Here is a 26,291-nt window from a genome sequence, read left to right on the forward strand (position 1 = left end):
AGGATTATTCATCGCGCGGCGCGTATTGAAGACTGGATTCACGACATTCGGGACCGTTGCGCCCGCAGGCGTGGCCACATCCCCGTTGTTGTGCCCTATGCGGGCTACGGATCGACCGAATGGGTCCGAATTCTGTGTCGTGTGCTCCTCGCCAAGCCGAAGAACGCCGAACGAATGGCTGCCAGACGCCTGTCGACAGCTGCAAATCAGTACCCTGGCATCCGTGGCTGGCGGAGCTTCACGAGCGTTCCAGTGAACGATGTCACGGTAACCATCGAAATCGGTGGCCAGGTGCACCATGTCCAAGCCGACCGCGGCGGCGTCGTCGACACCGTCGTGCCGATCTCGCTTGAGCCGGGAACCCACGTTGCACACCTGCGTACGTCGGAGTCCCTCCGCGTCGATGCTCCGTTCTATGTCGTACCACCAGAAGCCCAGCGTGGGATCGTCTCGGATGTCGATGACACCGTCATGGTCACTGCTCTCCCCAGGCCACTCCTGGCCGCTTGGAACACTTTTGTGCTCGACGAACATGCCAGGATCCCGACGCCTGGCATGGCTGTACTGCTTGACCGACTGGTTCAGAACGCCCCAGGCTCACCCGTGATCTACCTCTCGACAGGCGCCTGGAATGTCGCACCGACCCTCACACGCTTTCTCTCGCGCAATCTCTACCCATCCGGCACCCTCCTCCTCACCGACTGGGGTCCCACCCACGATCGCTTGTTCCGTAGCGGCCAGGACCACAAGCGCTCGAACCTGCGTCGACTTGCCCACGAGTTTCCGGGCATCCGCTGGATCCTGATCGGCGACGACGGACAGCACGACGAAGCCATCTACAGCGAGTTCCAGAAGGAATACCCCGGGAGCGTTGCAGCGGTTGCTATCAGGCAGCTCTCGACCAGTGAAGCCGTACTCGCCGGTGGTCGATCGAAGGATGAAGCGAGCGGCACACCTGATGCACCCTGGGTGTATGGCCCAGACGGCTCGAGTCTCTCTGACCAGCTTGTCGAGCTCGGGCTGCTCCCGGCAATCCAGCCGCAGGCATAGCGCGCCGTCGTGCTTTTAGCGCACGGCCCTCGTTAGTGCACGGCTCTAGCGCGACAGGATCTTGTCGAGGCCACGATTGATCTCTCGCGCCCAGAGCGGACCGCGGTAGAGGAATGCGGTGTAGCCCTGCACGAGGGTTGCGCCGGCAGCAAGCCGCTCTGCGACCTGGTCAGCGGTCTCAATACCGCCAACGGAGATGACGCAGAGTTCGGCTGGCACGTTGGCGCGGATGATCCGCAGCACGTCAAGTGCACGCGCGGCAAGTGGCGCGCCGGAAAGGCCACCGGCACCGGCTGCTTCGACGACCTCGGGGTCTGTGGCCAGTCCCTCACGCGACAGTGTGGTGTTCGTGGCGATGATGCCATCAAGGCCGAGCTGCACAACGAGTTCAGCGATGCGCGTGACCTCGTCGTCCGTCAGGTCAGGAGCGATCTTGACGAGCAGCGGCGTCGTGCCGGCCTTGCCCTTGACTGCGGTAAGCAGCGGCGCCAGCTGTTCGAGCTCCTGAAGCCCGCGCAGGCCAGGCGTGTTCGGTGAGCTGACGTTCACAACGAGGTAGTCGGCCAGTGGCGCGAGCACGTTCGTGCTGCTGAGATAGTCGGCAGTGGCATCCTCAACAGCCGTTACGCGGCTCTTACCGATGTTGATACCGAGCACGGGGCGACCAGCGATGGTGCGGACCTTCGTCAGGCGCTCGACCGCGGCGGCGGCTCCGCCGTTGTTGAACCCCATCCGATTGATCACTGCGCGGTCAGGAACGAGCCTGAACAGACGTGGTTTCGGGTTTCCCGGCTGGGCAATGGCCGTGAGCGTGCCGACCTCGACGTGACCGAAGCCCAGCTGACCGAGCCCGATGACTGCCTTGCCGTCCTTGTCGAACCCGGCTGCGACGCCGAACGGCGATTCGAACGTCAGGCCGAGAGTCTGTACGGACAGATCAGTGCGTGGACGCGTGAAGCGATTGACCAGGCGACCGAACCCCAGGGTCGGCAGCGCCTTGATCACCCCGAACGCCAGGTGATGGGCGTTCTCCGGGTCAAGTTTGGACAGCACTGTAGAAAAGAGAATGGGGTACAAGCGCATGACTTAGAGCTCCGTCGATGTGGATGCGGGAAGGATGCCCTCTTCGTGTTCAGCACGCAATTGCGTGATGGCGCTCTCGAAGTCTTCGAGAGAGTCGAATGCCTGATAGACGCTGGCGAAACGCAGGAACGCGACCTCATCGAGTTCGCGAAGCGGCGACAGGATAGCCAATCCGACGTCGTTGGCGTCGATCTGCGAGGCACCGGTCTGCCTGATCGTCTCTTCGACCTTCTGCGCGAGCAAGGCGAGGTCTGAATCGGTGACGGGGCGACCCTGGCAGGCCTTGCGCACACCGGCAACGATCTTCTCGCGGCTGAACGGCTCGACGACGCCGCTGCGCTTGATGATGTTCAGGCTCGCTGTCTCTGTCGTGCTGAAGCGGCGGCCGCATTCTGGACATTGGCGGCGTCGACGAATCGACAGGCCATCGTCGCTGGTGCGTGAGTCAATGACTCTGGAGTCGGGGTGGCGGCAGAACGGGCAGAACATTGTGAATACAGCCTATCGTGCCGCGCACTCGGTCTCGGGCGTTACCGGACGGTGAATCTGGCCTTGATAGCGTCACCGTGCGCCGGGAGTGCCTCAGCGGTCGACAACGCGTCGATGTGACCCGCGACAGCGTGCAGAGCATCCCTGCTGTAGCGGATGACCTGCTGCGGACGCAGGAACGTGTATGCACCGAGTCCCGATGAGAACCGCGCCTGTCCCCCGGTCGGCAGCACGTGGTTCGAGCCGGCTGCATAGTCGCCGAGGCTCACCGGAGAGTGCGGTCCCAAAAAGATCGCTCCGGCGTTCTCAATCAGTTCGAGGACCGCATCGGGGTCACTGGTTTGAATCTCGAGGTGTTCGGGTCCGAACGCGTTACTGAACGCTGCGGCAGCGACCAGATCGTCGACAAGCACGAGCGCCGACTGGGTTCCACCAAGAGCCGCGGTCACCCGTTCGCTGTGCGTTGTCGTCTGGGCCAATTGGGCGAGGCGCTCAGCGACGGCATCCGCGATCTCGACCGAATCGGTTACCAGAACTGCCGCTGCCAATTCGTCGTGTTCGGCCTGGCTCACCAGGTCTGCAGCGACGAGGATCGGGTCTGACGTATTGTCGGCGATGACCAGAATGTCGGTGGGGCCGGCCTCGGCGTCAATGCCGGTCTGACCACGAACCAGACGCTTGGCCGCCGCTACATAAACGTTGCCGGGACCCGTGACCAGCTGCACGGGGTCGAGTCCGATGTCGTGCACGCCCCAGGCGAAGGCGCCGATTGCTCCTGCTCCACCCATTGCGTAGATCTCGGTGACGCCGAGGAGCCCGGCCACGGCCAGGATCGTTGGGTGAACGCGGCCACCGAAGTGGGCCTGCGGCGGGGATGCCAGCGCGATCGAGGCGACGCCGGCGACCTGGGCAGGGACCACGTTCATCACAACGCTCGACGGGTAGACGGCTTTGCCGCCGGGAACATAGAGACCGACCCGATTGATCGGCTGCCAGCGCTGAGTGATCTCAGCACCATCAGCGATGGTCGTTGTGACCCGTGGCGGCACTTGGGCTGCACTGGCCAGGCGCACGCGGCGGATTGTTTCTTCCATGGCGGTGCGCACTGCCGGGCTCAGGCCTTCGAGCGCTTCATCGATGTGGCTCTGCGGTACGCGGATGGTGTCTGGACGCACCCTGTCGAGCCGTTCTGCCTGATCGAGCAGCGCCTGGCCGCCTCGCTCCCGCACATCAGCAATCAGTTCGGCTGCGATCTCACTCGCGACCGACACATTGGTGAGCGCACGCGGAACTGCAGCAAGCAGTTCGGCTGCGGTGAGCTGGGTACCCCGGAGGTCAATGGTCTGAATCATGGCAGATCCAGTTTATCCGTTTAGCCCTGCGGTTACCTGCGTGCACGGCTGGGTTTCAGTCGTCGGGAATATGCTGAGCCCGAAGGAGATTGATGCATTCGTATGAACAGTGAAACCGATCCACAATCAACCCCGTTGCCCGGAAGCCCCGTTCCGCCTCTCGAGGGCGACCCACACGCGCCGAAAGATCTCGAGGCCTTCAAGCATGCGTTCCGTCGCCACGCTGCGGGAGTCGCCATCGTCACGTCCCTGAACGAGGACGGCACCCCTGTCGGTTTCACCGCGACCTCGCTTGCCTCACTGTCGGCAGTGCCACCGCTGGCGACCTTCAATATGGCCCGATCGGCCAGCGCGTGGCCGGCAATCGTCGAAAACGATCGCGTCATCATCCACATGCTCGGGGTACGTAATCGGGCAGTCGCACAGAAGATGTCAGGACCGGCAGCTGAGCGATTCGACGGTGACCACTGGCACGTCGGCCCATATGGTCTCCCTGTCCTGAACGACGTGACGTCGTGGATGGTCGGTCGGATCGTCGAACGTGTTTCTGTGCACAACAATGCAGTCGTCGTTGTGCAGATCGAAGAGGGCGGCATGGGTGACGACGATGAAGCCCTGCTGTACCACGAGCGTCGCTATCACACGCCGGGTAGCGAAGTTTAGACAGCTCCCTCGAGCCCAGCTGCTACTTAGCTACTTTCGCCGCTGCCTTCGCCTCGCGAAGGCGGCGGCGTTCTGCTTCTGCGATGGCGGCTTCTTCAGGGGTCGGCGCCGTGCCGCCCAAGTGCCGTGGCTGCCACCAGGCGCCCGTGCCGTCCTCCGGATAACGCTCCTGGGCGACATCCACAAGCTCCTGCATGGTGTCGTGCAGACGCAGGGTCTGTTCCTGAGCGTCATCACTGCCGCTCGGCGTGATGGGGTCACCAATCACGAAGCTGATGGGCACTCCATACGCCTCTTTCAGCGACCGCTTGTGACCCTTGGTCATCAGACGATGCCCACCCCAGATGGCGATCGGGATGATCGGCACATTGGCCTCTGCGGCCATGCGCACGGCTCCTGTCTTCAGCTCCCTGACGGTGAAGGACGTATTCACCCCACCCTCGGGAAAGACGCCGAGCAGCTCACCGGCCTTCAGCGCGTCGACGGCGAGTGAGTACGCCTCTGCACCGTGGGTCATGTCGACTGAAATGTGGTGCATGCCGCGCATCACGAAGCCGACAAGTGGTTGATCGAACGCGCCCTTCTTCGCCATGAAGCGAATGTGGCGCTTATTCTTCTGCCACATCATCCACTCCGCCAGGGCGAAGTCGAGGTACCCGAAGTGCGTGATAGCCAGCACGGCTCCGCCGGTATCCGGCAAATGCTGAAGTCCGGTTACACGTGGCTTTAGGTGCAGAAGACTGAACAGCGCACGGCCAATGCCGATTGCGCTCGTATAGATCGGCTCGCTGCGGTGGTTCTTCATGAGGCAAGCGTATGGGAGTCTGCTGCATGCAACTGGTAAGCGTGCTGTGAATTCGGGTCGGGGGGGGCGATCGGTCGGCGAGCAGCGCCCGCGAGTGAAGGGGTGTCATCGTGCAGGGCTGAGGGTTAGCGTGGAAAACGTGATTGCCCCCTCAGACGCATTTCAGGAACCACTCGACAAAGCGCGAGAGCATGCACGGAAATGGCTCAGCTCTCTGCCGGACCGCCCTGTCGCGCCCCGGGCCAGCGCCGAAGAATTGGCAGGGATGTTCTCGACGCAACTGCCGGAGCACGGCGTCGGCGCCGGCGAGGTTATCGATGAACTTGTCGCCTGGGCTGAGCCAGGGCTGATGGCCATGCCATCGGGTCGCTTCTTCGGCTGGGTCATCGGCGGCACGCTTCCGGCTGCGCTGGCCGCCGACTGGCTGGTCAGCGTCTGGGATCAGAACGCTGCCATCAGGTTCGCGACACCGGCAGCCGCTGCGGCGGAGGAAGTCGCGGGCGACTGGCTGCTCGACGTCCTCGGACTCCCCCCGAGCGCCGGTGTCGGCTTCACGACGGGGGCAACGATGGCGAACTTCGTGGGCCTCGCGGCCGGCCGCACGAGTGTTCTCGATGACGAGGGCTGGGACCTGCACACAGACGGGCTCACCGGGGCACCACGCATCAAGGTCTTCGTCGGTGCAGAAAGGCACGCGTCTATCGACCTCGCTCTGCGCTACCTCGGTCTCGGTGCGCCGACCGCCGTTGATGTAGACAGCGAGGGCCGGATCGACCCGCTGGCGCTGTCAGTGGCCATGGCCGACATCGATGGCCCTGCCATCGTCTGCCTGCAGGCCGGCAACCTGCACTCTGGCTCATTCGACCCGATGCACGAGGCGATTGAAATCGCACACAAGCACGGCGCCTGGGTGCATGTCGACGGCGCGTTCGGGCTGTGGGCAGCGGCCAGCCCCCGTTACAGCAGCCAACTGGCAGGGCTTGCATCCGCTGATTCCTGGGCCACAGACGCACACAAAACTCTCAACGTGCCCTATGACTGCGGAATAGCCATCGTCGCCCGCAAGGACATCATGCAGAAGGCGTTCGGGGTGCACACCAGCTACCTCGTTGCAGACTCGCAGGGCGTCGGTGACCCGTTCGAACGGGTACCGGAATTCTCTCGTCGCGCACGCGGCATCACCGTCTGGGCAGCGCTTCGTTCCCTCGGTCGCACAGGCACAACCGCTCTGGTCAACAGACTCGCCGACACTGCGCAGTCGCTGGCCCGCGGCCTCGCCCAACTGCCCGGCGTCGAGGTTGTGAATGATGTCGCATTCACTCAGGTCTGCCTGAGCTTCGGCACCGATGAGCGCACCAGGCTCATCACAGAGAAACTTCTCGACGAAGCCACAGTGTGGATGTCGGGATCCGAATGGCGCGGGCAGGCAGTACTGCGCATCTCTGTCAGCAACTGGTCGACAGACGAAGCCGACATTGTCGCGTCAATAGCAGCAGTTGCACGAGCGATAGCCTCAGCCGACGCTCGCTCCGACTGATCCAGTTACGAGGGCGACGCTACAGCTCTAGGTCAGGCAGTTCGGGCCGAGCAGGCTCTTCAGCTCACCGAACAGGTCGGCGCTGACTTTCACCGCGTACGGCAGCTCGAAAACCCGCGCCACGTTGCCCTTGACCAGCTTCAATCGCACCTCTGCTGCTCCGGGATGGCTCGACAGGGTCTGGCTGAGCGACATGATCGTTGTGGCAGTCGCTCGCTGCTCAAGCACGGTGATCGACAGGGTGCCCGTGTCTGCTTCCTGAGCGAGCTCCGGAGCGAACACGCTATAGGCGTGCAGATTCATGCCGTCGTCGCGCATACTCACGCGGCCACGCACCACCACGACAGAGTCGTTGACGAGGTCTGGCGCGAATTCGGTATACGCCTTGCCCATGAACATCGCCGTGATCTCTCCGCCGAAGTCCTCGACCTGGATCATGCCGTATTGGTTGCCCGATTTCTTAGCGACCCTGTGTTGCACGCTCGTGATGAGGCCGGCAACGGTGACGGTGTCGCCATCCTGGGTCTGTTCGGACGCGAGCAGGTCGGCAATGCCGGTGCTTGCATGCTTGGCCAGCGGAATCTCGAGGCCGGCCAACGGGTGGTCAGACACATAGAGCCCGAGCATGTCGCGTTCGAACGCGAGCTTCTCTTTCTTCGACCATTCAGGTCTCTCAGGCACCTGGTCGGTCGACTGCGGGTCGTCGAACAGGCTGTCGAAGTCGAACCCGATGTTGCCGTGGGCCTCGTCGCGCTTGATCTTGACTGCCGACTCGACGGCGCCCTCGTGAATTTCGACCATCGCTCGCCTGGTCGACCCCAGCGAATCGAACGCGCCGGCCTTGACCAAGGACTCAATGGTTCGCTTGTTGGTCACCTGCAGGGGTACTTTGCGCAGGAAGTCGTGGAACGACTCGAACCGGCCCTTCTCCTTGCGCGCCTCGCGGATCGCATCAACCACGTTGAAACCGACGTTTCGCACGGCTCCGAGCCCAAAGCGGATGTCGGTGCCGACAGCGGCAAAGTAGCCGATCGACTCGTTGACATCCGGAGCCAACACCTGGATACCCATCCGACGGCACTCGTTCAGGTAGAGCGCGAGTTTGTCGCGGGAATCGCCAACACTGGTGAGCAGTGCGGCCATGAACTCAGCCGGGTAGTGGGCCTTCAGATACGCGGTCCAATACGACAACACACCATACGCGGCGGAGTGCGCCTTGTTGAAGGCGTAGTCAGAGAACGGGAGCAGGATGTCCCAAATCGTCTTGATCGCCTCGGCGCCATAGCCGTTGGCGACCATGCCGGCCGAGAAGCCCTCGAACTGCTTATCCAGCTCTGACTTCTTCTTCTTACCCATGGCTCGGCGCAGCAGGTCGGCCTGACCGAGCGAGAAGCCGGCGAGCTTCTGCGCGATCGACATGACCTGCTCCTGATACACGATCAGGCCGTACGTACCGCCGATAATGTCTTTCAGCGGTTCGGCCAGCTCAGGGTGGATCGGAACGATCTCCTGCAGCCCTGTCTTTCGCAACGCGTAGTTGGTGTGGGAGTTCGCTCCCATAGGGCCTGGCCTGTACAGCGCGATGACGGCCGAGATGTCTTCGAAGTTGTCGGGCTTCATCGAGCGCAGCAGCGCACGCATCGGCCCGCCGTCGAGCTGGAACACGCCGAGGGTGTCTCCCCTGGCCAGCAGCTCGTAGGCCAGGGTGTCGTCGAGGTCGAGGTCTTCGAGCACGGGCCTGTGGCCGCGGTTGACCTCGATATTGTCGAGTGCGTCGTCGATGATCGTGAGGTTTCGAAGCCCCAGGAAGTCCATCTTGATCAAGCCGAGCGACTCACAGGCCGGGTAGTCGAACTGGGTGACGATCTGGCCGTCGGCCTCACGCTTCATGATCGGGATGATGTCGATCAGTGGATCGCTCGACATGATCACGCCGGCAGCGTGCACGCCCCACTGGCGCTTGAGGTTTTCGATCCCAAGCGCCGTATCGAAGACGGTCCTGGCCTCTGGGTCGCTTTCAATTACCGCTCTGAAGTCACCGGCTTCCCGGTAGCGCGGGTGATCCTTGTCGAACATCCCGGTAAGCGGAACGTCCTTGCCCATGATGGCCGGCGGCATCGCCTTGGTGAGCTTGTCACCCATGCCGAACGGGAAGCCGAGTACCCGCGAGGAGTCCTTCAGTGCCTGCTTGGCTTTGATGGTTCCGTACGTGACGATCTGGGCAACGCGCTCGTCGCCGTACTTCTCGGTGACGTATCGGATGACCTCGCCACGCCTGCGCTCGTCGAAGTCGATATCGAAGTCGGGCATGGAGACGCGGTCAGGGTTGAGGAACCGCTCGAAGATCAGTCCGTGAACCAGCGGGTCGAGGCCGGTGATGCCCATGGCGTACGCGGCCATGGATCCGGCACCTGAACCGCGGCCGGGGCCAACCCTGATGCCCTGTTCTTTCGACCAGTTGATGAAGTCGGCAACGACGAGGAAGTAGCCGGGGAAACCCATCTGGGTGATGACACCGACCTCGTAGTCGGCTTGCTTCCTGACATCGTCGGGGATGCCGTTCGGGTAGCGCATCTGGAGGCCGACCTCGACCTCTTTGATGAACCAGCTCTCCTCGTTCTCCCCTTCAGGAGTCGGGAAGCGCGGCATGTAGTTGGCCTTGGTGTTGAACTCGACCTCACACCGCTCGGCGATGAGAAGCGTGTTGTCGCACGCCTCCGGGTTGTCGCGGAAGATATGCCGCATCTGGGCGGCGGTCTTCAGGTAGAACTCGTCTGAATCGAACTTGAACCGGTTGGGGTCATCGAGGGTTGATGCCGATTGCACGCAGAGCAGGGCAGCGTGGGCCGTGGCGTCGTGGGCATGCGTGTAGTGCAGGTCGTTGGTGGCAACGAGCGGCAGGTCCAGTTCTTTGGCCAGGCGCAGCAGATCACTCATCGTGCGTCGCTCGACGTCGATGCCGTGGTCCATCACCTCACAGAAGTAGTTGTCTGCACCGAAGATGTCACGCAGTTCGCCTGCGGCCTTCTTGGCTTCCTCGTACTGCCCGAGTCGCAGTCGGGTCTGGATCTCGCCACCGGCGCACCCAGTGGTACCGATCAGGCCGTTCGAGTACTGGCTGAGCAGCTCTCTGTCCATGCGAGGTTTGAAGTAGTAGCCCTCGAGCGAGGCGCGGGACGACAACCTGAAAAGGTTGTGCATCCCTGCGGTGTTCTCCGACAGGAGAGTCATGTGCGTGTACGCACCACTACCACCGACGTCGTCGCGGCTCTGGGTGTTGGTTCCCCACTTCACTCGCGTCTTGTCGGTGCGGTGCGTGCCGGGCGTGATGTATGCCTCTGTACCGATGATCGGCTTGATACCGGCATCGGTGGCCGTACGCCAAAAATCGAATGCCCCGAAGACGTTGCCGTGGTCGGTGACGGCTACAGCGGGCATCCCCTGTTCGACAGCCGCCGCGATAAGCGGCTTGACCCGCGCGGCCCCATCAAGCATCGAGTACTCGCTGTGCACATGGAGGTGAACGAACGAATCACTCTGAGACGACAAAACTGCTCCGAAATGCTGTTGGTAATACTGGGGGGTGGTGAGTCTCTAGCCTAATCTTCGTTCCGCAGGACAGAGAGCGCATGGGCGAGATCAGGGGCGTATTCAGAGTTGAACGTGACCCAGTCCCCCGTTTCAGGATGAGCGAACGAAAGCTGCTTGGCGTGCAGCCACTGCCGTGTCAGCCCGAGTCGTGCAGAGATCTTGGGGTCGGCGCCATACATGGCGTCACCGACACAGGGATGCCGCTGTGCGGCCATGTGCACCCGGATCTGGTGGGTACGTCCGGTTTCCAGGTGAACCTCGAGCAGCGACCCGTAAGGGAAGGCCTCGAGGGTCTCGTAGTGCGTGACTGCGTGCTTACCTTCTGCGGTGACTGCGAACTTCCAGTCAGCCTTTGGATGCCGGCCGACGGGTGCGTCAATCGTGCCGGACAGCGGATCGGGGTGCCCCTGGACCACCGTGTGATAAATCTTCTCGACCTCACGGTCGTGGAAGGCGCGCTTGAGAGCCGTGTATGCGGCCTCAGACTTCGCGACGACCATCAGACCGCTGGTTCCCGCGTCGAGGCGGTGAACGATGCCTGCACGCTCTGCGGCGCCCGAGGTCGAGATGCGATACCCGGCAGCGGCGAGGGCGCCAACGACTGTCGGGCCAGTCCAACCAACACTCGGGTGGGCCGCAACACCGGCAGGCTTGTTCACGACTACAAAGCTGTCGTCGTCGTACACGATCGTCAGATCGGGAACGGCCATCGGCACGATTGCCACTTCTTGCTTAGGCTGCCAGTTGACTTCGAGCCAACCGCCGGCTTTCAACTTGTCTGACTTATCGACGACAACACCATCAACGGTGACACCGCCAGCCTCAACGACCTCCGCTGCAAAGTTGCGGGAAAAGCCGAGGAGCTTGGCCAGACCGGCATCAACACGGACGCCGGCAAGGCCATCTGGCAAGGGAAGAGATCGAGATTCCATAGTGCTTAAGACGGCGACTCGGTCGACGTCGATTCTTCTTTCCCTGCGTTGTTGGTGGTGTCGTCTCCAACAGCCTTGTTGGCAGCTGTGTCGCTCACTTTGTTGCCGTCGAGACCGATACCGCGAATCGTCAGGATCATGAACAGAATCATGCTCGTCACGATGCAGATGTCTGCGACGTTATAGATTGCCGGAATCATCCACGGCGTCGAGACGAAGTCGATGACGTGTCCGAGGCCGAATCCCGGCTCTCTGAACAGGCGATCGGTCAGATTGCCGAGCACTCCAGCCAGGAGCAGGCCGAAGACGACTGCCCAGGCAATCGATCTGATGCGACCGGCGAACCAGATGATGAAGATGACCACGCCGGTGGCGAGGATCGAAAAGATCCACGTCATCCCGCTCGCGAGGGAAAAAGCAGCGCCCGGGTTCCGGACGAGGTGCAATTGAAGCACATCACCCAGAACCCGGACAACATCGCCGTCGTTCATGTTGCTGACGACGAGGAACTTACTGATTTGATCGAGCGCGTAACCGCCTAGCGCGACAAGAGCCAGAACGATGAGCGCACGAGCGCTGACCTTCGCTCTGGAACTACGCGCCAAAGCCCTGGAAGCTTGGCTTCGGAGCGTTGGAGTCGCTGCCGCCGCCGACGCTTACCGGTGAGGCAGAGTCGAGCTCGCGGAGCTGGCCTTCGATGTAGCTCTTGAGCTTGAGACGGTACTCGCGCTCGAATGTGCGCAGTTCGTCGATCTTCTTCTCGAGCGTTGCGCGCTCTGCATCGAGGGCATTGATCTGTGCACGCTGCTTGGCCTCGGCCTCCGCAACGACGCGAGCAGCAGTGGCGTGGCCTTCGGCGATGAGCGCATCGCGCTTCTCGGCGCCTTCCTTGACGTGCTCTTCGTGCAGGCGGCGAGCCAGCTGCAGGAGGTTGGTCGTGCCAGCGGTCTCGTCAGCCGACTCGGCGACGGGAACAGCAGCCGGAACGGGAACCGGTGCTGCAGCGACGGGCGCTGCTGCGGGTTCCGGAACGACAGCAGCCTGCGGGGCCTTGAAGGCCTGCGCAGCCGGGGCATTGCCGCCGGCGGCGAGCTGAGCCTTCAGCTCTTCGTTCTCCTGCGTGAGGCGACGAAGCTCGACAACCACCTCATCGAGGAAGTCGTCCACCTCATCCTGGTCATACCCCTCGCGGAACTTGGTTGACTGGAACCGCTTGTTGACTACATCTTCCGGAGTTAGCGCCATGGCTTTCCACCCTTAGAACTTGAGTTGCGAACAGAAACTTACGTCTACTAACGCTAGCAATTGCCGCATTAGATTGACTGCACCACTTGGCACCGTTACCGCTCAAGAATACATGCGATGAAGATGTCAAACGGCTGGTATTACCTAAAAGAGCCCTGTGAGCGACATGGCGACGATGGTGCACAGCATTGTCAGGCTCCACCCGAAGTCAAACGCAACGGGTCCGAGCCGCAGCGGCGGCAAAAGTCGTCTGAAGAACTTCACAGGCGGGTCGGTCAGTGTGTAAACCATCGACGCGGCCACCAGTCCGGCCCCACGAGGACGCCAGTTGTGATTTACAGTCCTGACCAGGTCGAGGATGAATCGCCCCCACAGCACAAAGAAATACAGCAGGAGGGCGAAATACAGGATATTCGCGACGATGTGCACGCTGATATCAGGACTGTGCGAAGAAGGACGCGTCAGCGTCCACGTCACCATCGGAGTTTTCTCCGGAGACGACGACGTGCGAAGGCGACAGCAGGAAGACCTTTGCTGTGACGCGCTCGATCTTTCCGTACAGGCCCTGTGACAGGCCGCTCGCGAAGTCGATGAGACGACGAGCGTCCGCATCACTCATCTGCGAGAGGTTGATGATGACAGGGATCCCGTCGCGGAAGGACTCAGCGATAACCTGCGCGTCGCGGTACTGGCGGGGGTGGACGGTGAGGATTTCATTCATTTCGGACGCTGCCACATTCTTGGGCGTGTTGGTCTTGCGAAGCGGGGTGACCGGAGCGCTTCCTGTGGTGTTGCGCACCGGCGCTACCGGGGAGTGGGTCTGTGCCTGCTGGTGGGGAACGGCAGAAACGGGAGCGACACTCGCGGGCGCCTCGTACTCCAGCTCTTCATCCGCCAGACCAAGGTAGACCATGGTTTTCTTGAGCGGGTTAGACATTTCGACCTCCGTGTTCGTGAAGCTTCTCAGTTGACATTAACCGTGTACCGGTCGATTTCCGGTGATTGCAGTGCCAATTCGCAGGTGTGTCGCCCCTTCGGCGATCGCATCCTCGAAGTCGTGCGACATTCCCATCGAGAGCAAGCTGGCATCTGGCGCGAGTGACCTGACCCGTTCACCGAGCTGGCGTACGCGGGCAAAGGCGCGCCGTGGCTCCTCGTCCAGGGGCGCGACCGCCATCAGGCCGAGCAACCGGAGGCCGTCTGCCGCAAGCACCGACTCGACGAGTTGGTCAAGTTCGGGCTCAGCCACACCCCCGCGCGCTGCATCATCGGTCAGATTGACCTGAATGAAACAGTCGACCGTCGACTCGCTGCTGGCCAGTGAATCCACGAGCGAGGACCGGTCGACCGAGTGGATGACGTCGGCGTAGCTGCGTATCTGCTTTGCCTTCTTACCCTGAACCTGACCGACAAAATGCCAGCGCAGATCAAGGTCTGACAGCTCGGCGGCCTTGGCTTGCGCCTCCTGGTGACGATTCTCCCCCACGTCATGCACTCCGAGCGAGTGCAGCTCGGAGATCAGGCTCGCCGGGTGAAACTTGGTCACCACGATCGTGGTGATGTCTGACGGAGAACGACCAGACGCCGTCGCCGCGGCAGCGACTCGAGAGCGTACGCTCTCGAGTCGCTCGGCCAGGCCGGGAGCGTTCAGGTCGGTCATTGCTTACTTCAGGAAATCAGGGATGTCCAGGTCGTCAGAGTCGTCATCGAACGCCGGGTCGGTGGCGATGACGTCACTGGCGGCCGAATCGGCCTGCTGCCAGGCAGCTGACTCGACTGCTGCCGGAGCGCCGAACGTGGCAGCCTCGGGTGCAGCGACCGAGGTGACAGCGTGTGCCCCACCGGCTGAGACTCCAGCGGCAACCAGGTCGCCCTTGGCCTCTGCGTTCTTACTTCCTGGCTCGCCGCCGTCGAAGCCGGCAGCGATGACTGTAACCCGAACTTCGTCGCCCAGGGTGTCGTCGATGACGGCACCGAAGATGATGTTGGCCTCGGGGTGAACAGCTTCCTGCACGAGGCGGGCAGCGTCGTTGATCTCGAAGATACCGAGGTTCGATCCACCCTGAATCGAGAGCAGAACGCCGTGGGCGCCATCGATCGATGCTTCGAGCAGCGGGGAGGCGACTGCAAGTTCTGCAGCCTTGATTGCGCGGTCTGCCCCGCGGGACGAACCGATACCCATGAGCGCTGAACCAGCACCCTGCATGACCGACTTGACGTCGGCGAAGTCGAGGTTGATGAGACCTGGGGTGGTGATGAGGTCCGTGATGCCCTGGACGCCGGCGAGTAGCACCTGGTCAGCCGTCGAGAACGCCTCGAGCATGCTGATGCCGCGGTCGCTGATCTCCAGCAGGCGGTCGTTCGGAACGACGATGAGGGTGTCGACCTCGTTCTTCAGGGTTGCGACACCGGTCTCGGCCTGAGCCTGACGACGCTTTCCCTCGAAGCCGAACGGCTTCGTGACGACACCGATGGTGAGTGCGCCGATCGACTTCGCGATGCGGGCGACAACGGGGGCTCCACCGGTACCGGTTCCACCGCCCTCACCTGCAGTGACGAAGACCATGTCGGCACCGGCAAGCGCCTCTTCGATCTCTTCGGCGTGATCCTCGGCGGCGCGACGTCCGACTTCGGGATCTGCACCGGCGCCGAGGCCGCGAGTGAGTTCACGACCGACGTCAAGCTTGACGTCGGCGTCGCTCATGAGCAGCGCCTGGGCATCGGTATTGATTGCGATGAACTCGACTCCGCGCAGACCGAGTTCGATCATGCGATTGACAGCGTTAACACCACCGCCGCCGATTCCGACGACCTTGATGACGGCTAGGTAATTCTGATTTGATGACACGTCCGGCCTCCGGTGGAAACTCTAAACCTCTAGTCGAAGCTTATAGTTATGCTGAGTATGCAATTCCTATTTCCGAAGCTATGCCGCGTAAGGCCCTGTTTGGGGAGGCGCGCCCGCGTGTCGTGAAGAACCGCCGCAGATTCCTTTTCAGGCGTGCTTTGCAGGCGCCGACTGGCATCCAGGCGATCTGGCCCACGACAAAAACATGCGCGAGTGCAGCTATCGAAGCACTGCGCTATCGGGCGATGAGACGTCGTATTCAGCGATGCTTCCGACCGGATGACTGACCATCAACGCACCGAGTACGACAGCTTTGTACTCTGATCGTTCTGCGTTGCCCCACACGACTCGTGCGCCGCCGGCCAGGCCGAGCGTCACGTCATCCGCAGTCTTCGCCGACACCGTGTCCAGCTGGCCGTGGAGCGCTTCAGGCATCGCTGCGATCACCGCCGCGGCTGACAAGAATCCTTCGCTGCCTACCCCGCCATCGGCGACGATCACGGGATATCCGGCAGGACGTTCCGGTGCTGACTGGATCACCACGCCGGCAGCATCCAGAAGGTCGTATCCGCTATCGGTCGCGACGAGCCCCACGGGCTCGCGCTCGACGATGCGCACCACGATGGTGCCAGGCGGCCGACTCTCCGTGACAAAACTGCGGATGAGGGGGAACGTTGCTAACTCGGTCTTCACCTTGCCGAAATCGATCAGGGGCAATGGAGTGCCGAGCTGCTCCCCCAGCGCTGCCTGGATCTCTGCAGCTGGAATCCGGTTGGTGCCCGTGACCTCGATCGACCGCAGGGCCATCAGCGGCGAGTATGCACCAATGATGACGAATGCAATGAGGCTTATCGCAACCCCGAGCGCAATCCACATGGAGCGGCGCCGCTTTCTGGCTCGCCAGGTGAATCGGCGCACTTCTTCACGCTCGTAGCGCTTTCTGGCGCGCTTGGCAGCGCCCAATCGCTTGCGGGCCTGCCACGACGTGAGCCTGGCGGGTTCGTCATCATCCGTCCTGGCGTCGAGACCGGGCAGCGTGGCCGTGGTCGTCGGCATGCCTGTGGCGGCCGACGCATCCCGAATGATCGGCGTCACTATCGGCTGCTGCGCCACCTCGGTGGCCGACTTTTTGGCCGGTGAGTCCGGCGTCGCCGCAGAGACGATGGTGATCGGTTCGGTCTCTGGTTCCGCATCGTGCGTTTTGTCGCGGGCAGCGTCCCGTCCTGCACCCTTGGAGGGGAACGTAGGCTTGCGGATGCGACTGCTGCGCCCAGGCGCAGCAGTCGGCGGAGCGACGGGCGCCGGCCTGTCGAATCCGTCTGGTCGCTTCATGACCGCCAGCGCGTCATCCGCGCACCTTGGTGAGGGAGCCGAGCAGCTGCGGCACGATGCGGTAGACGTCGCCACAGCCGAGAGTGACGACGAAGTCACCCTCCTGGGCGATCGATGCGAGGTAGTCTGCGGCTTCCTGCCAATCGGGGATGAATGCCACGTGCGACGGGTCGGTGAACCTGTCGGCGACGATTGCGCCGGTCACTCCGGGAACCGGGTCTTCACGGGCACCGTAGACGTCAAGCACGATTGTCTGGTCGGCATGGCTCTCCAGCGTGTCGGCGAACTCCTGCGCCATCAGCTGAGTGCGGCTGTAGAGATGCGGCTGGTGCACGGCGATGATGCGGCCGTTTCCGACAACGGTGCGGGCGGCGGCCAGTGCCGCGGCGACCTCGGTCGGGTGGTGCGCGTAGTCGTCATAGACGCTGACGCCACCGACGGTGCCGTGCAGCTCAAAACGACGCTCCGTGCCACCGAAAGCCGAGATCGCCTCAAGGGATGCCGCCGGTTCGAATCCGAGTGCGACCATGACGGCGAATGCTCCCGCAGCATTGATTGCATTGTGGACGCCGGGAATGCGAAGCGTCGTCTGGTAGTCAGCGCCCTGCCAGCTCACGCTGAACTGCACTGGTCCGTCTGCGATAACCGAGTGAACGCGAACGTCAGCGGTTTCGGCAAGTCCGAATGTGATCACACGCTTGTCGACGAGCTTCGAGGTGACGTGCACCGCACCGGCGTCGTCGGAGGAAACCACGACGAATTCGCTGGCGTTCTGGGCGAATTCGACGAAAGCGGCTTCGAATGCCTCAAGTGAACCGTAGTGGTCGAGGTGGTCAGGGTCGACGTTGGTGATCAAGGCGAGGGCCGTCGAGTACAGCAGGAACGAGCCGTCAGACTCGTCAGCCTCGACAACGAAGATGTCGTCTGTGCCTGCGGCCGAGCTCACGCCGAGCGACTCGATGACTCCGCCGTTGACGAAGCTCGGGTCCGCACCGACACCGAGCAGACCAGTCACGATCATGCCGGTCGATGTCGTCTTGCCGTGTGCACCGGCGACAGCGACGAGGCGCTGGTCCCTGATCAACCAGGCAAGTGCCTGGGCACGGTGAAGCACCGGAAGGCCACGTTCCTTGGCGAGCACGTACTCCGGATTGTCCTGCCAGAGTGCACCGGTTACCACGAGGCTGTCGGCGTTGCCGACGTTCGCAGCATCGTGTCCGATGGCGATATCGATTCCGAGGTCGCGCAGAGCCTGAATGTTCTTGGACTCCCGCACATCCGACCCGGTCACGGTGAAGCCGCGGCTGAGGAAGAGCCTGGCGATTCCGCTCATGCCCGACCCGCCGATGCCGACGAAGTGCACTGCACCCAGGTCGTCGGGGATGATGAGATTCTGGTCTGGCTTGATCACGTGTTGCTGCTCTTCTCGGTATCGCTCAAAAAAGTTGTGTGGCTGGCCCTGCCTCAACGTTACGCGCACAGGGCGGGTGAAACCCGGATTGGCTACAGTGCGCTGTGAATCAAACGCTGCATCCGCTGCGCTCCGTCACGAACACCGACCGACGAAGCAGCCACGGCCATCGACGACACCCGATCGGTGTCGGCCAGAAGCGGGACGAGTTCGGAGCTTACCCATTCGGGCAGGAACGCGGCATCCTCGACGAGTATTCCGCCGCCGGCCTGCACAACACCAGCCGCATTGAAACGCTGCTCGCCGTTGCCGACAGGATACGGAATGTAAACGGCAGCCTTGCCCAGGGCACACAACTCACTGACGGTGGCAGAACCAGCGCGCGACACCACGAAGTCAGCCCTGGCAAGCGCGAGATCCATCCGATCGCAATACGGGATCATCCGGTAGTCAGGCAGCTTCGGGTCCGCGACTTCTGCCGACTCCCCTGTGATGTGCAGTACCTGCCAGCCGGCGGCGACGAGCGCCCCGGCCGATGCCACGGTTGTCGCGTTCAGTCGTCTGGCACCGAGCGAGCCTCCGGTGACCAGGAGGGTGGGCTTTGCTGGATCGAGGTCGAAGAATGCTTCGGCGACAGGCCTGGCAGCCTGCTCATCGAGGTTCTCGATCTCGGAGCGCAGCGGCATCCCGACGAAAGTGGCGTGCGGCAGCGGCGTACCTTCGAAGGCGACTCCCACATGACGGGTGTATCTGGCGCCCAGCTTGTTGGCCAGACCTGGCTTCGCATTGGCTTCGTGGATGACGATGGGAACATTGGCCTTGCGGGCGGCCAGGTACGCCGGAGTCGAGACGTATCCGCCGAAACCGACGACGACATCGATGTTCTTTGAGCTGATCATGTCTGTTACCTGAGCAACTGTGCGTTGCAGGCGCGGCCAGAACGTGAGCGCACTCGCGTTCGGTCGCCGCGGGAACGGAAGCTTTGGAATCACCAGCAGTTCATAGCCTCTGGCAGGGACGAGCCTGGATTCGAGTCCTTCGGCGGTTCCGAGCACGTAGATGACGGCATCCGTTTCAGTGCTCCTGATTTTGTCTGCCGTAGCCAGCAGCGGGTTCACGTGGCCGGCAGTGCCTCCGCCGGCGAGGAGATACGTCGTCATGCTACTTCCTTGTTGTGTTCTGATCCCCTGGTGAACGACAGCACGATCCCGATGGCGACAAGCGTCGTCAGCAGGGCTGTGCCTCCCGCCGAGATCAGCGGGAGTGGAACTCCGAGAACGGGCAGAATTTCCAGCACGACTCCAATGTTGACGAGCGCCTGGCCAATGATCCAGACCATGACGGCTGCGGTTGAGACACGTGCCTGCATGGTGGTGGTGGACCGCATGATCCGTACGAATGCGATGGCCATCAGGATGAACATGGCGAGAACGACGATGGCGCCGATCAATCCCAGTTCTTCGCCGATGATCGCGAAGATGTAGTCGTTGTCTGCGGCGGGCAACCACGACCACTTGGCCTTCGAGTTGCCGAGGCCCACGCCGAAGATGCCGCCGTTGGCCAGCGCCCAGGTACCGTGCAGCGGTTGCCAGCATTCCGTTGAAATAGGCCCGGAGAGGTTCTCGCAGCCCTCACCGAAGAAGCTCATCAGGCGGGTCAGCCGGTTGGAGCTCGCCAGCGCAACGATGACTGCACCGACAACACCGACGCCGAGCGGAATGGCAAGCATCCGAATTTTCACCCCGGCGAAGAACAGCGCGCCGAACAGGATGGCAGCCATGATGATGACGGTTCCGAGGTCGCCACCGATCATCACGAGCATCACAGACCCGCCGCCGACGCCGAACACCGGGATGTAGACGTGGCGCCAATCGTCGAGCTTGTCTTTCTTCTGCTCCAGGATCATGCCGAGCCAGATCACGAGCGAGACCTTGATCATCTCGGATGGCTGGAACTGCACACCGGCGATGGTGAGCCAGTTTGTGTTGCCTGCAATGGTGTAGCCGAGCGGTGTGAAGACGACAAGGCACTGGAGGAACGACGAGAAGGCCAGGGCCGGCCAGGCGATCCGTTGCCAGAATTTGAGCGGCATCCGGCTGACGATCAGCATGAGCGGCACACCGATGATCGCGAACATGCCCTGACGGAGCAGCCCGCCGAAGAAGCCGGCGTTGTCGAGATACGAGTCGACCGAGGAGGACGACAGCACCATGATCAGTCCGAAGAGCACCAGGAACAGTGTGGTGCCAAGCAGCAAAAAGTAGTTCGCTGATTCAGCCTTGAACAGCTTGCCGAGATTGATGCGGGCAGCGAGTCCTGACGCGCCTGAAGAGTCACCAGCGCCCGGAAAATCGGACGACTGTGCGGGTGTGATCCTCTTAGGCGTTCGGCTGCGAGGCGGATTCGTCGTCATCCGCCCCACCTCCTAAAAACTCTCGTACTGCATTCTGAAACTTGCTGCCGCGCTCTGCGTAGCTGGAGAACTGATCCATCGAGGCCGCAGCGGGAGCGAGTAGCACCACGTCACCGGCTTCTGCCAGTTCGGCAGCGCGACGCACAGCTTCTGGCATCACTTGTTCAGTGTCATCCGCATCGATCTCGAAGACCCGGAGTTCGGGCGCGTGTCGCGCGAATGCGTCACGCAATTCGGTTCGATCGGCCCCGATGATGATTGCACCGCGCAGGCGAGGCGCATGCCGCTTGACCAGGTCGTCGATGTCGACACCCTTGAGCAGCCCGCCGACAAGCCAAACGACAGACCCGAATGCCTTGAGTGAGGCATCGGCCGCGTGCGGATTCGTAGCCTTTGAATCGTCGATCCAGCGGATCTCGTCTGCGGTCGCGACAACTTCGATGCGATGGGGATCAAGGCTGAAACCGGCAAGGGCGATCCTGATCACCTCTGGAGCTACTCCGAATGACCGCGCCAGCGCGCTGGCAGCCAGGATGTTCGACACGACGTGGGGTGCGTCGAGGCCGAGAAGTGCGAGTTCATCGATGGTGATCAGTTCAAGGGCGCTGTCGAAGCGCTCCTCAAGGAATGCACGGTCAACGAGGATTCCATCGACGATGCCAAAGTCGCTCGGTCCTGGAACGCCGAGGTCGAAGCCGATGGCCCGCGCACCCTCCTGGACGTCGGCATCGCGCACCATCATCTCGGTTGCGCCGTCAGCCTTGTTGTAGACGCAGGCTACCTTGGTGTTCTCATAGACGGTGCCCTTGGCTTCGCCGTATGCCTCGTACGAACCATGCCAGTCGATGTGGTCATCGGCCAGGTTGAGGCAGACGCTCGAGTACGGCACAAGTGAGCCGACTCCCGAACGCTTGACGTGATGCAGCTGATAGCTCGAGAGTTCAACGACGAGCACATCCCAGCCCTGGGGATCGCGGATCGCGTCGAGCACAGGGATACCGATGTTGCCGCATGGGGCGACCCGGTGGCCTGCGGCCGCCAGGATCGTCGCGGTCAGCTGCACAGTTGTCGTCTTGCCATTGGTTCCGGTAACCAGGATCCATTCGGCTGGCTCACCAACCTTGTCGCGCAGACGCCAGGCAAGTTCGATGTCGCCCCAAACAGGGATGCCTTCGGCTTCGGCCCAGAGCAGCAACGGGTGGTCGGGGTGGAAGCCTGGCGAGGCGATCAACACCTCAGGACGCTGCCCGATGAGCTCGCCGGGCACCTCGGTGAGGTCGGACTGCACGAGGCGCGCGCCGATGACATCGAGGAGCCTGGCGCGTTCATCAGGCGCCTGGGACGCGACGACGAGCACGTCAGCGCCCAGTTCGGCAAGAGTGTCGGCTGCTGCAAATCCTGTCACACCGAGTCCGAGGACCGCGACGCGCAGGCCGGACCAGTCGGAGTGCCAGCTGGTCAGAGTATCGAGACGGTTCATGGAGTTCGTGAGAGCCATTCCAGGTAGAAGGTGCCGACACCGGCCGCGACAAGAAGCCCGCCGATGATCCAGAAGCGCACAACGACTGTCACCTCTGCCCAGCCCTTGAGTTCGAAGTGGTGATGGATCGGACTCATCAGGAAAATCCGTTTGCCATGGGTCACCTTGAAGTAGGCCCGCTGCACTATCACCGAGCCGGCCTCGATGACGAAGAGACCGCCGACGAGAACCAGCAACAGTTCGGTGTGCGCGAGGATTGCCAGGGCGGCCAGCGCTCCACCGATAGCCAGCGAACCGGTGTCACCGAGGAAGATCTTGGCCGGCGAGGTGTTCCACCACAGGAAGCCGATCAGGCCGCCGACGATCGCTGCCGCGACGATCGCGAGGTCGAGCGGGTCACGCACGTCATACGAGCGATAGAGGTCTGAGATATCAGAGCCACCGAAGCGGGCCTGATTCGACTGCCAGAAGCCAATGATGATGAACGAACCGATACCGAGGATTGACGCACCGGTCGCCAGGCCGTCGAGGCCGTCAGTCAGGTTCACAGCGTTCGAGGTTCCCGCAACGATCACGCAGATCCAAACGATGAACAGGATTGTGCCGACGATGGTGCCGAGTGCCATGAAGTCAATAGGCAAGTCACGCAGGAACGAGATCTGGGTTGAGGCAGGAGTCTGGCCGTACGTGTTGGGGAACTGGATCGACAGCCAGGCGAAGACGCCGGCGACGAGCACCTGTCCCCCGATCTTCGACCAACCACCGAGACCGAGGCTGCGTTGGTTTCGGGTCTTCAGGAAGTCATCGATAAAGCCGACGAGACCGAGTCCGACCATCATGAACAACACCAGCAACGGTGAAGCAGGGATGTCCTCCCCTGTAATCCACATTGCAGTGAAATAGCTGATCAGCGTGCCGATAATGATGATGATGCCACCCATGGTGGCGGTACCACGCTTGGCGTGGTGACTCTTCGGTCCATCGTCGCGAATGAACTGGCCCCAGCCAAGCTTTTTGAACAGCTTGATGAACAGCGGGGTCAAAAAGAGCGTGAACGCAAGCGACATGGCTCCGGCAAGCAATAGGGCTCTCACGAGAACAATTCTCCCAGTCGATCGCCCAGAAAACGCAGTGCTGCGGAATTCGAGGATTTAACCAGCACGATATCGCCTGGTTCTATTGTCTTTTCGAGCAACTCGAATGCCTCGTCGGGTGTCTCGACCCAGGCCGATTCACCATCCCACGAGCCCTCGTTGATGGTGCTGATGTGCATTCGCCGTGCGGCTTTGCCCACGACGACGATCTGGGAGATGTTCAATCGAACGGCCAGGAGGCCAATTCGATCGTGCTCTTCACCCGACAGCTCGCCGAGCTCGCTCATCTCACCGAGCACAGCGATGGTGCGCTGACCCGGCTCCGAGATCTGGGCGAGGGTCTTCAGCGCTGCCGTCATCGAATCGGGGCTCGCGTTGTATGCATCGTTGATGATCGTGACCCCATCACGGCCACCCATCACCTGCATGCGCCAGCGTTCGGCCATGTGCACCGATTCAAGTGCTGCCACGATATCGGCCAGCGCTACTCCGAGCACTTCCGCTGCAGCCGCGGCGGCCAGGGCGTTCATCACGTGGTGTTCGCCAAGCACCCGGAAGGTGACGGGGCTGCTCTCGCCTGAGGCGAGGTGCAGGGTAAATGTCGTGCCGTGAGAACTCACGTGGATGTCGCTTGCACGAACCGCAGCGTTGGACCCCAGCCCGAACCAGAGGATGCTGGCAGCTGTGTGTGAGGACATGCCGGCGACGCGGGGGTCGTCTGCATTCAGGATCGCGACATCCTCGGGGAGGAGGTCTGTCACCATCTCGGTCTTGGCACGCACAGTCGCCTCGATGCCGCCGAACTCGCCAGCGTGGGCAAGTCCGACTTTCAGCACGATTCCAACATCTGGCCTGGCCATGCGCACGAGCCTGGCGATTTCTCCCACTCCGCTCGCGCCCATTTCGGCGACGAGGAACTGGGTATCTTCAGTGAGTTCGAGCATGGTGAGGGGCGCGCCAACCTCGTTGTTGAACGAAGCGCGAGAGGCGACAGTCGGTCCGACACGTTCAAGGACTGCTCTCAGCAGGTTCTTGGTCGTTGTCTTGCCGTTCGAGCCGGTCACGCCCACGATCTTCAGCCTGCCGAGCGCGCGCACGCGGGCGACGACCTCGGTTGCAAGGTCGCCGAGGGCAACCACTGCATCGTTGACAATAATCTGGGCAACGGGCAGGTCGAGTTGACGTTCAACGATCAGGAGGGCGGCACCCTGCTCGACGGCAGTAGGCGCGAAGAGGTGACCATCGGTGAATTCACCGGGCTTGGCCACAAAGATATCGCCGGCGCCCACGTCGCGGGAATCAGTGTGCACCGCTCCGCTGACGATTGATTCAGCGTCCAAGCCACCCTCGACGAGATGGATGCTGCCGTTCGTTGCAGCTGCGATCTCGGCAAGTGTCATGGCGATCATTTACAACCACCCCGCTTCACGCAGAGCCTGGCGCGAGTCTTCGCGCGCCGAGTACGGAATCTTCACTCCGGCGACCTCGTGGTAATCCTCGTGGCCGGGTCCGGCGTACAGGATGACGTCGTTCTCGCCAGCAAGCGACAACGCCTTCCGGAATGCCGCGCGCGGATCAGGCACTTCGTACAGTTCGCCGTCGGGGACAGCGGCCCGGGCAGCCTCGATCAGGGTCGTCCGAATGGCTGCCGGATCTTCGAAACGAGGGTGGAAATCGGTCACGACGACCACATCGGATCCACGGGCCGCGATGGCGCCCATGTCGGCTCGCTTGGTGATGTCGCGGTCGCCGTCTGCGCCGAACACCATGATGATGCGCCCGTCGGTGATCGCCCGAAGCGCATCAAGGGTGTGCAGGAATGCGTCGGGGCTGTGGCCGTAGTCGATGAAGACCAGAGGACCGCTGTCGCCTGAGATGCGTTCGGCCCTGCCTGGAATGTACACATCAATTCCGCCGTCGCGGTCGAGGGTGTGCGCGATCGCGTCGAGGTCGTAACCGGACTCGACGAGCATCACGATGGCGAGAGCTGCGTTGGCTGCCATGTACCAGCCGAGAAGCGGAACACGGGTCTCCAGCTGACGGTTGTCTGGACCTTCGAGTCTGAATGAGGTGAACTGGGCGCTCTCTTCGAGAACAGTCATACGCCAGTCTGCCTCGATATCGGGCTTTGTCGACAGGGTAGTGACCGGAATTCGACATTCTTCGACCAGCCGCTGGCCCCATTCGGAGTCAACGGTTATCACACCGCGCTTCGATCTGTCCGGCTGGAACAGTTCGAGCTTGGCCTTGAAGTAATCGTCGAGAGTCGCGTAGTCATCGAGGTGATCGTGGCTGAGATTGGTGAAGCCGGTGACGTCGAAGAGAAGTCCGTCGACGCGGTGTCTCGACAACGCCTGCGCTGAGACTTCAATGCCAACAGCACGAACTTCTGCTTCACGCATTCGAGCTAGCAGGGCATGCAGTTCACTGGCCTCAGGGGTTGTCAGCGAGCTGGTCACGGCGATGTCACCGATACGGCGTTCGGCGGTGGATGTCAGGCCGGACACGACACCCAGCTGGTTCAGGATCCCGAACAGCAGGTAGACAACACTCGTCTTGCCGTTGGTGCCTGTCACAGCGAACAGGGTCGCCTGGTTCTCGTCGGTGCGATAGATCCAAGCGGAGACCGCACCGAGAGCCGCTCGGGCGTCGGGCGTCACCAGGATCGGTAGCCCACTCCCCCGCGCGAGATCGGCGCCTGCTTCATCTGTGAGGATAGCGACGGCACCTGCCTCCGCTGCTTGGGCTGCGTATGAGGCACCGTGGCTATTACGGCCGGGTACTCCAACGTAGAGGTCTCCTGGCTGAACCGTACGTGAGCTAAGGCTCACTCCGGTTACTTCCAGAGAATCGATATCACCGCGGAGTTCGAGATCAAATTCATCGACGAGCCCAGACAAAGAGCGGGGCACGGGATGTTGAGGACGAAGAGCCGAGGGCACCAGATCGGACACAGGCTCGCTTTC

The 26,291-nt window shown here is 62.1% G+C and carries 23 protein-coding genes; 3 read left to right on the forward strand and 20 right to left on the reverse strand.

The features are described from left to right. The first annotated feature begins 141 nt into the window (after nt 1-141). Nucleotides 142-1,050: an App1 family protein gene (locus tag ACMT3I_RS06865; RefSeq protein ID WP_414803722.1), complete on the forward strand. Its 909-nt coding sequence runs from the start codon at nt 142-144 to the stop codon at nt 1,048-1,050. A gap of 45 nt (nt 1,051-1,095) precedes the next feature. On the opposite strand, the gene ACMT3I_RS06870 is transcribed toward ACMT3I_RS06865, so the two are convergent. The 3 genes from ACMT3I_RS06870 to hisD are packed head-to-tail and all read right to left on the reverse strand — an operon-like array spanning nt 1,096 to nt 3,974. Beyond that, nucleotides 1,096-2,127 (reverse strand): quinone-dependent dihydroorotate dehydrogenase, encoded by a 1,032-nt coding sequence (locus tag ACMT3I_RS06870; RefSeq protein ID WP_414804029.1) that lies wholly within the window; start codon nt 2,125-2,127, stop codon nt 1,096-1,098. A gap of 9 nt (nt 2,128-2,136) precedes the next feature. Beyond that, complete coding sequence (gene nrdR, locus ACMT3I_RS06875; RefSeq protein ID WP_414803723.1) at nt 2,137-2,622, reverse strand: transcriptional regulator NrdR; 486 nt, start codon at nt 2,620-2,622, stop codon at nt 2,137-2,139. A 41-nt stretch (nt 2,623-2,663) separates the two neighbouring features. Then, nucleotides 2,664-3,974, reverse strand: a complete 1,311-nt coding sequence (gene hisD, locus ACMT3I_RS06880) for a histidinol dehydrogenase (RefSeq protein ID WP_414803724.1) — start codon at nt 3,972-3,974, stop codon at nt 2,664-2,666. Between the two features lie 102 nt (nt 3,975-4,076). Here hisD and ACMT3I_RS06885 point away from each other — a divergent pair, with 102 nt between their 5' ends. Beyond that, nucleotides 4,077-4,637: a flavin reductase family protein gene (locus ACMT3I_RS06885; protein WP_414803725.1), complete on the forward strand. Its 561-nt coding sequence runs from the start codon at nt 4,077-4,079 to the stop codon at nt 4,635-4,637. A gap of 22 nt (nt 4,638-4,659) precedes the next feature. Here ACMT3I_RS06885 and ACMT3I_RS06890 read toward each other — a convergent pair whose 3' ends face one another. After that, nucleotides 4,660-5,442 (reverse strand): lysophospholipid acyltransferase family protein, encoded by a 783-nt coding sequence (locus tag ACMT3I_RS06890; RefSeq protein ID WP_414803726.1) that lies wholly within the window; start codon nt 5,440-5,442, stop codon nt 4,660-4,662. 265 nt (nt 5,443-5,707) lie between these two features. Here ACMT3I_RS06890 and ACMT3I_RS06895 point away from each other — a divergent pair, with 265 nt between their 5' ends. After that, a complete protein-coding gene (locus ACMT3I_RS06895) occupies nt 5,708-6,979 on the forward strand; it encodes a pyridoxal phosphate-dependent decarboxylase family protein (RefSeq protein ID WP_414803727.1) in 1,272 nt (423 codons plus the stop codon). 27 nt (nt 6,980-7,006) lie between these two features. Here ACMT3I_RS06895 and dnaE read toward each other — a convergent pair whose 3' ends face one another. From dnaE to ACMT3I_RS06975, 16 genes are all read right to left on the reverse strand, one after another. After that, complete coding sequence (gene dnaE, locus ACMT3I_RS06900) at nt 7,007-10,528, reverse strand: DNA polymerase III subunit alpha (protein WP_414803728.1); 3,522 nt, start codon at nt 10,526-10,528, stop codon at nt 7,007-7,009. A 50-nt stretch (nt 10,529-10,578) separates the two neighbouring features. Next, nucleotides 10,579-11,502, reverse strand: coding sequence for an RluA family pseudouridine synthase (locus tag ACMT3I_RS06905; RefSeq protein ID WP_414803729.1), 924 nt, complete (start codon nt 11,500-11,502; stop codon nt 10,579-10,581). Nucleotides 11,503-11,507: 5 nt separating this feature from the next. Next, complete coding sequence (gene lspA / locus ACMT3I_RS06910) at nt 11,508-12,107, reverse strand: signal peptidase II (protein ID WP_414803730.1); 600 nt, start codon at nt 12,105-12,107, stop codon at nt 11,508-11,510. Then, entirely contained in the window at nt 12,097-12,747 is a 651-nt protein-coding gene (locus ACMT3I_RS06915) for a DivIVA domain-containing protein (protein ID WP_414803731.1), read from the reverse strand. The genes lspA and ACMT3I_RS06915 overlap by 11 nt, the downstream gene beginning before the upstream one ends. 144 nt (nt 12,748-12,891) lie before the next feature. Continuing rightward, on the reverse strand, nt 12,892-13,176 hold the full coding sequence (locus tag ACMT3I_RS06920; protein WP_414803732.1) for a YggT family protein: 285 nt from the start codon (nt 13,174-13,176) through the stop codon (nt 12,892-12,894). 7 nt (nt 13,177-13,183) lie between these two features. Continuing rightward, nucleotides 13,184-13,684 carry a cell division protein SepF gene (locus ACMT3I_RS06925; RefSeq protein ID WP_414803733.1) on the reverse strand — a complete coding sequence of 167 codons (501 nt, stop codon included), beginning with the start codon at nt 13,682-13,684 and terminating at the stop codon, nt 13,184-13,186. Between the two features lie 36 nt (nt 13,685-13,720). Further along, entirely contained in the window at nt 13,721-14,407 is a 687-nt protein-coding gene (locus ACMT3I_RS06930) for a YggS family pyridoxal phosphate-dependent enzyme (RefSeq protein WP_414803734.1), read from the reverse strand. Between the two features lie 3 nt (nt 14,408-14,410). Further along, nucleotides 14,411-15,595 (reverse strand): cell division protein FtsZ, encoded by a 1,185-nt coding sequence (gene ftsZ, locus ACMT3I_RS06935; protein WP_414803735.1) that lies wholly within the window; start codon nt 15,593-15,595, stop codon nt 14,411-14,413. Nucleotides 15,596-15,814: 219 nt separating this feature from the next. Next, nucleotides 15,815-16,927, reverse strand: a complete 1,113-nt coding sequence (locus ACMT3I_RS06940) for an FtsQ-type POTRA domain-containing protein (protein ID WP_414803736.1) — start codon at nt 16,925-16,927, stop codon at nt 15,815-15,817. A 13-nt stretch (nt 16,928-16,940) separates the two neighbouring features. Then, nucleotides 16,941-18,338, reverse strand: coding sequence for a UDP-N-acetylmuramate--L-alanine ligase (gene murC, locus ACMT3I_RS06945; RefSeq protein ID WP_414803737.1), 1,398 nt, complete (start codon nt 18,336-18,338; stop codon nt 16,941-16,943). 92 nt (nt 18,339-18,430) lie between these two features. After that, nucleotides 18,431-19,498, reverse strand: a complete 1,068-nt coding sequence (locus ACMT3I_RS06950) for a UDP-N-acetylglucosamine--N-acetylmuramyl-(pentapeptide) pyrophosphoryl-undecaprenol N-acetylglucosamine transferase (protein ID WP_414803738.1) — start codon at nt 19,496-19,498, stop codon at nt 18,431-18,433. Next, nucleotides 19,495-20,751 carry a putative lipid II flippase FtsW gene (gene ftsW, locus ACMT3I_RS06955; RefSeq protein WP_414803739.1) on the reverse strand — a complete coding sequence of 419 codons (1,257 nt, stop codon included), beginning with the start codon at nt 20,749-20,751 and terminating at the stop codon, nt 19,495-19,497. The genes ACMT3I_RS06950 and ftsW overlap by 4 nt, the downstream gene beginning before the upstream one ends. Then, nucleotides 20,717-22,231 carry a UDP-N-acetylmuramoyl-L-alanine--D-glutamate ligase gene (gene murD, locus ACMT3I_RS06960; protein WP_414803740.1) on the reverse strand — a complete coding sequence of 505 codons (1,515 nt, stop codon included), beginning with the start codon at nt 22,229-22,231 and terminating at the stop codon, nt 20,717-20,719. Before murD ends, ftsW begins: the two co-directional genes overlap by 35 nt. Further along, complete coding sequence (gene mraY, locus ACMT3I_RS06965) at nt 22,228-23,325, reverse strand: phospho-N-acetylmuramoyl-pentapeptide-transferase (protein WP_414803741.1); 1,098 nt, start codon at nt 23,323-23,325, stop codon at nt 22,228-22,230. The genes murD and mraY overlap by 4 nt, the downstream gene beginning before the upstream one ends. Further along, complete coding sequence (locus ACMT3I_RS06970) at nt 23,322-24,734, reverse strand: UDP-N-acetylmuramoyl-tripeptide--D-alanyl-D-alanine ligase (RefSeq protein WP_414803742.1); 1,413 nt, start codon at nt 24,732-24,734, stop codon at nt 23,322-23,324. Before ACMT3I_RS06970 ends, mraY begins: the two co-directional genes overlap by 4 nt. Further along, on the reverse strand, nt 24,735-26,279 hold the full coding sequence (locus tag ACMT3I_RS06975) for a Mur ligase family protein (RefSeq protein WP_414803743.1): 1,545 nt from the start codon (nt 26,277-26,279) through the stop codon (nt 24,735-24,737). It abuts the gene before it with no gap. Between the last annotated feature and the right edge of the window lie 12 nt (nt 26,280-26,291).

Source organism: Leifsonia sp. A12D58 (genome assembly GCF_047530025.1).
Lineage (GTDB): Bacteria > Actinomycetota > Actinomycetes > Actinomycetales > Microbacteriaceae > Cryobacterium.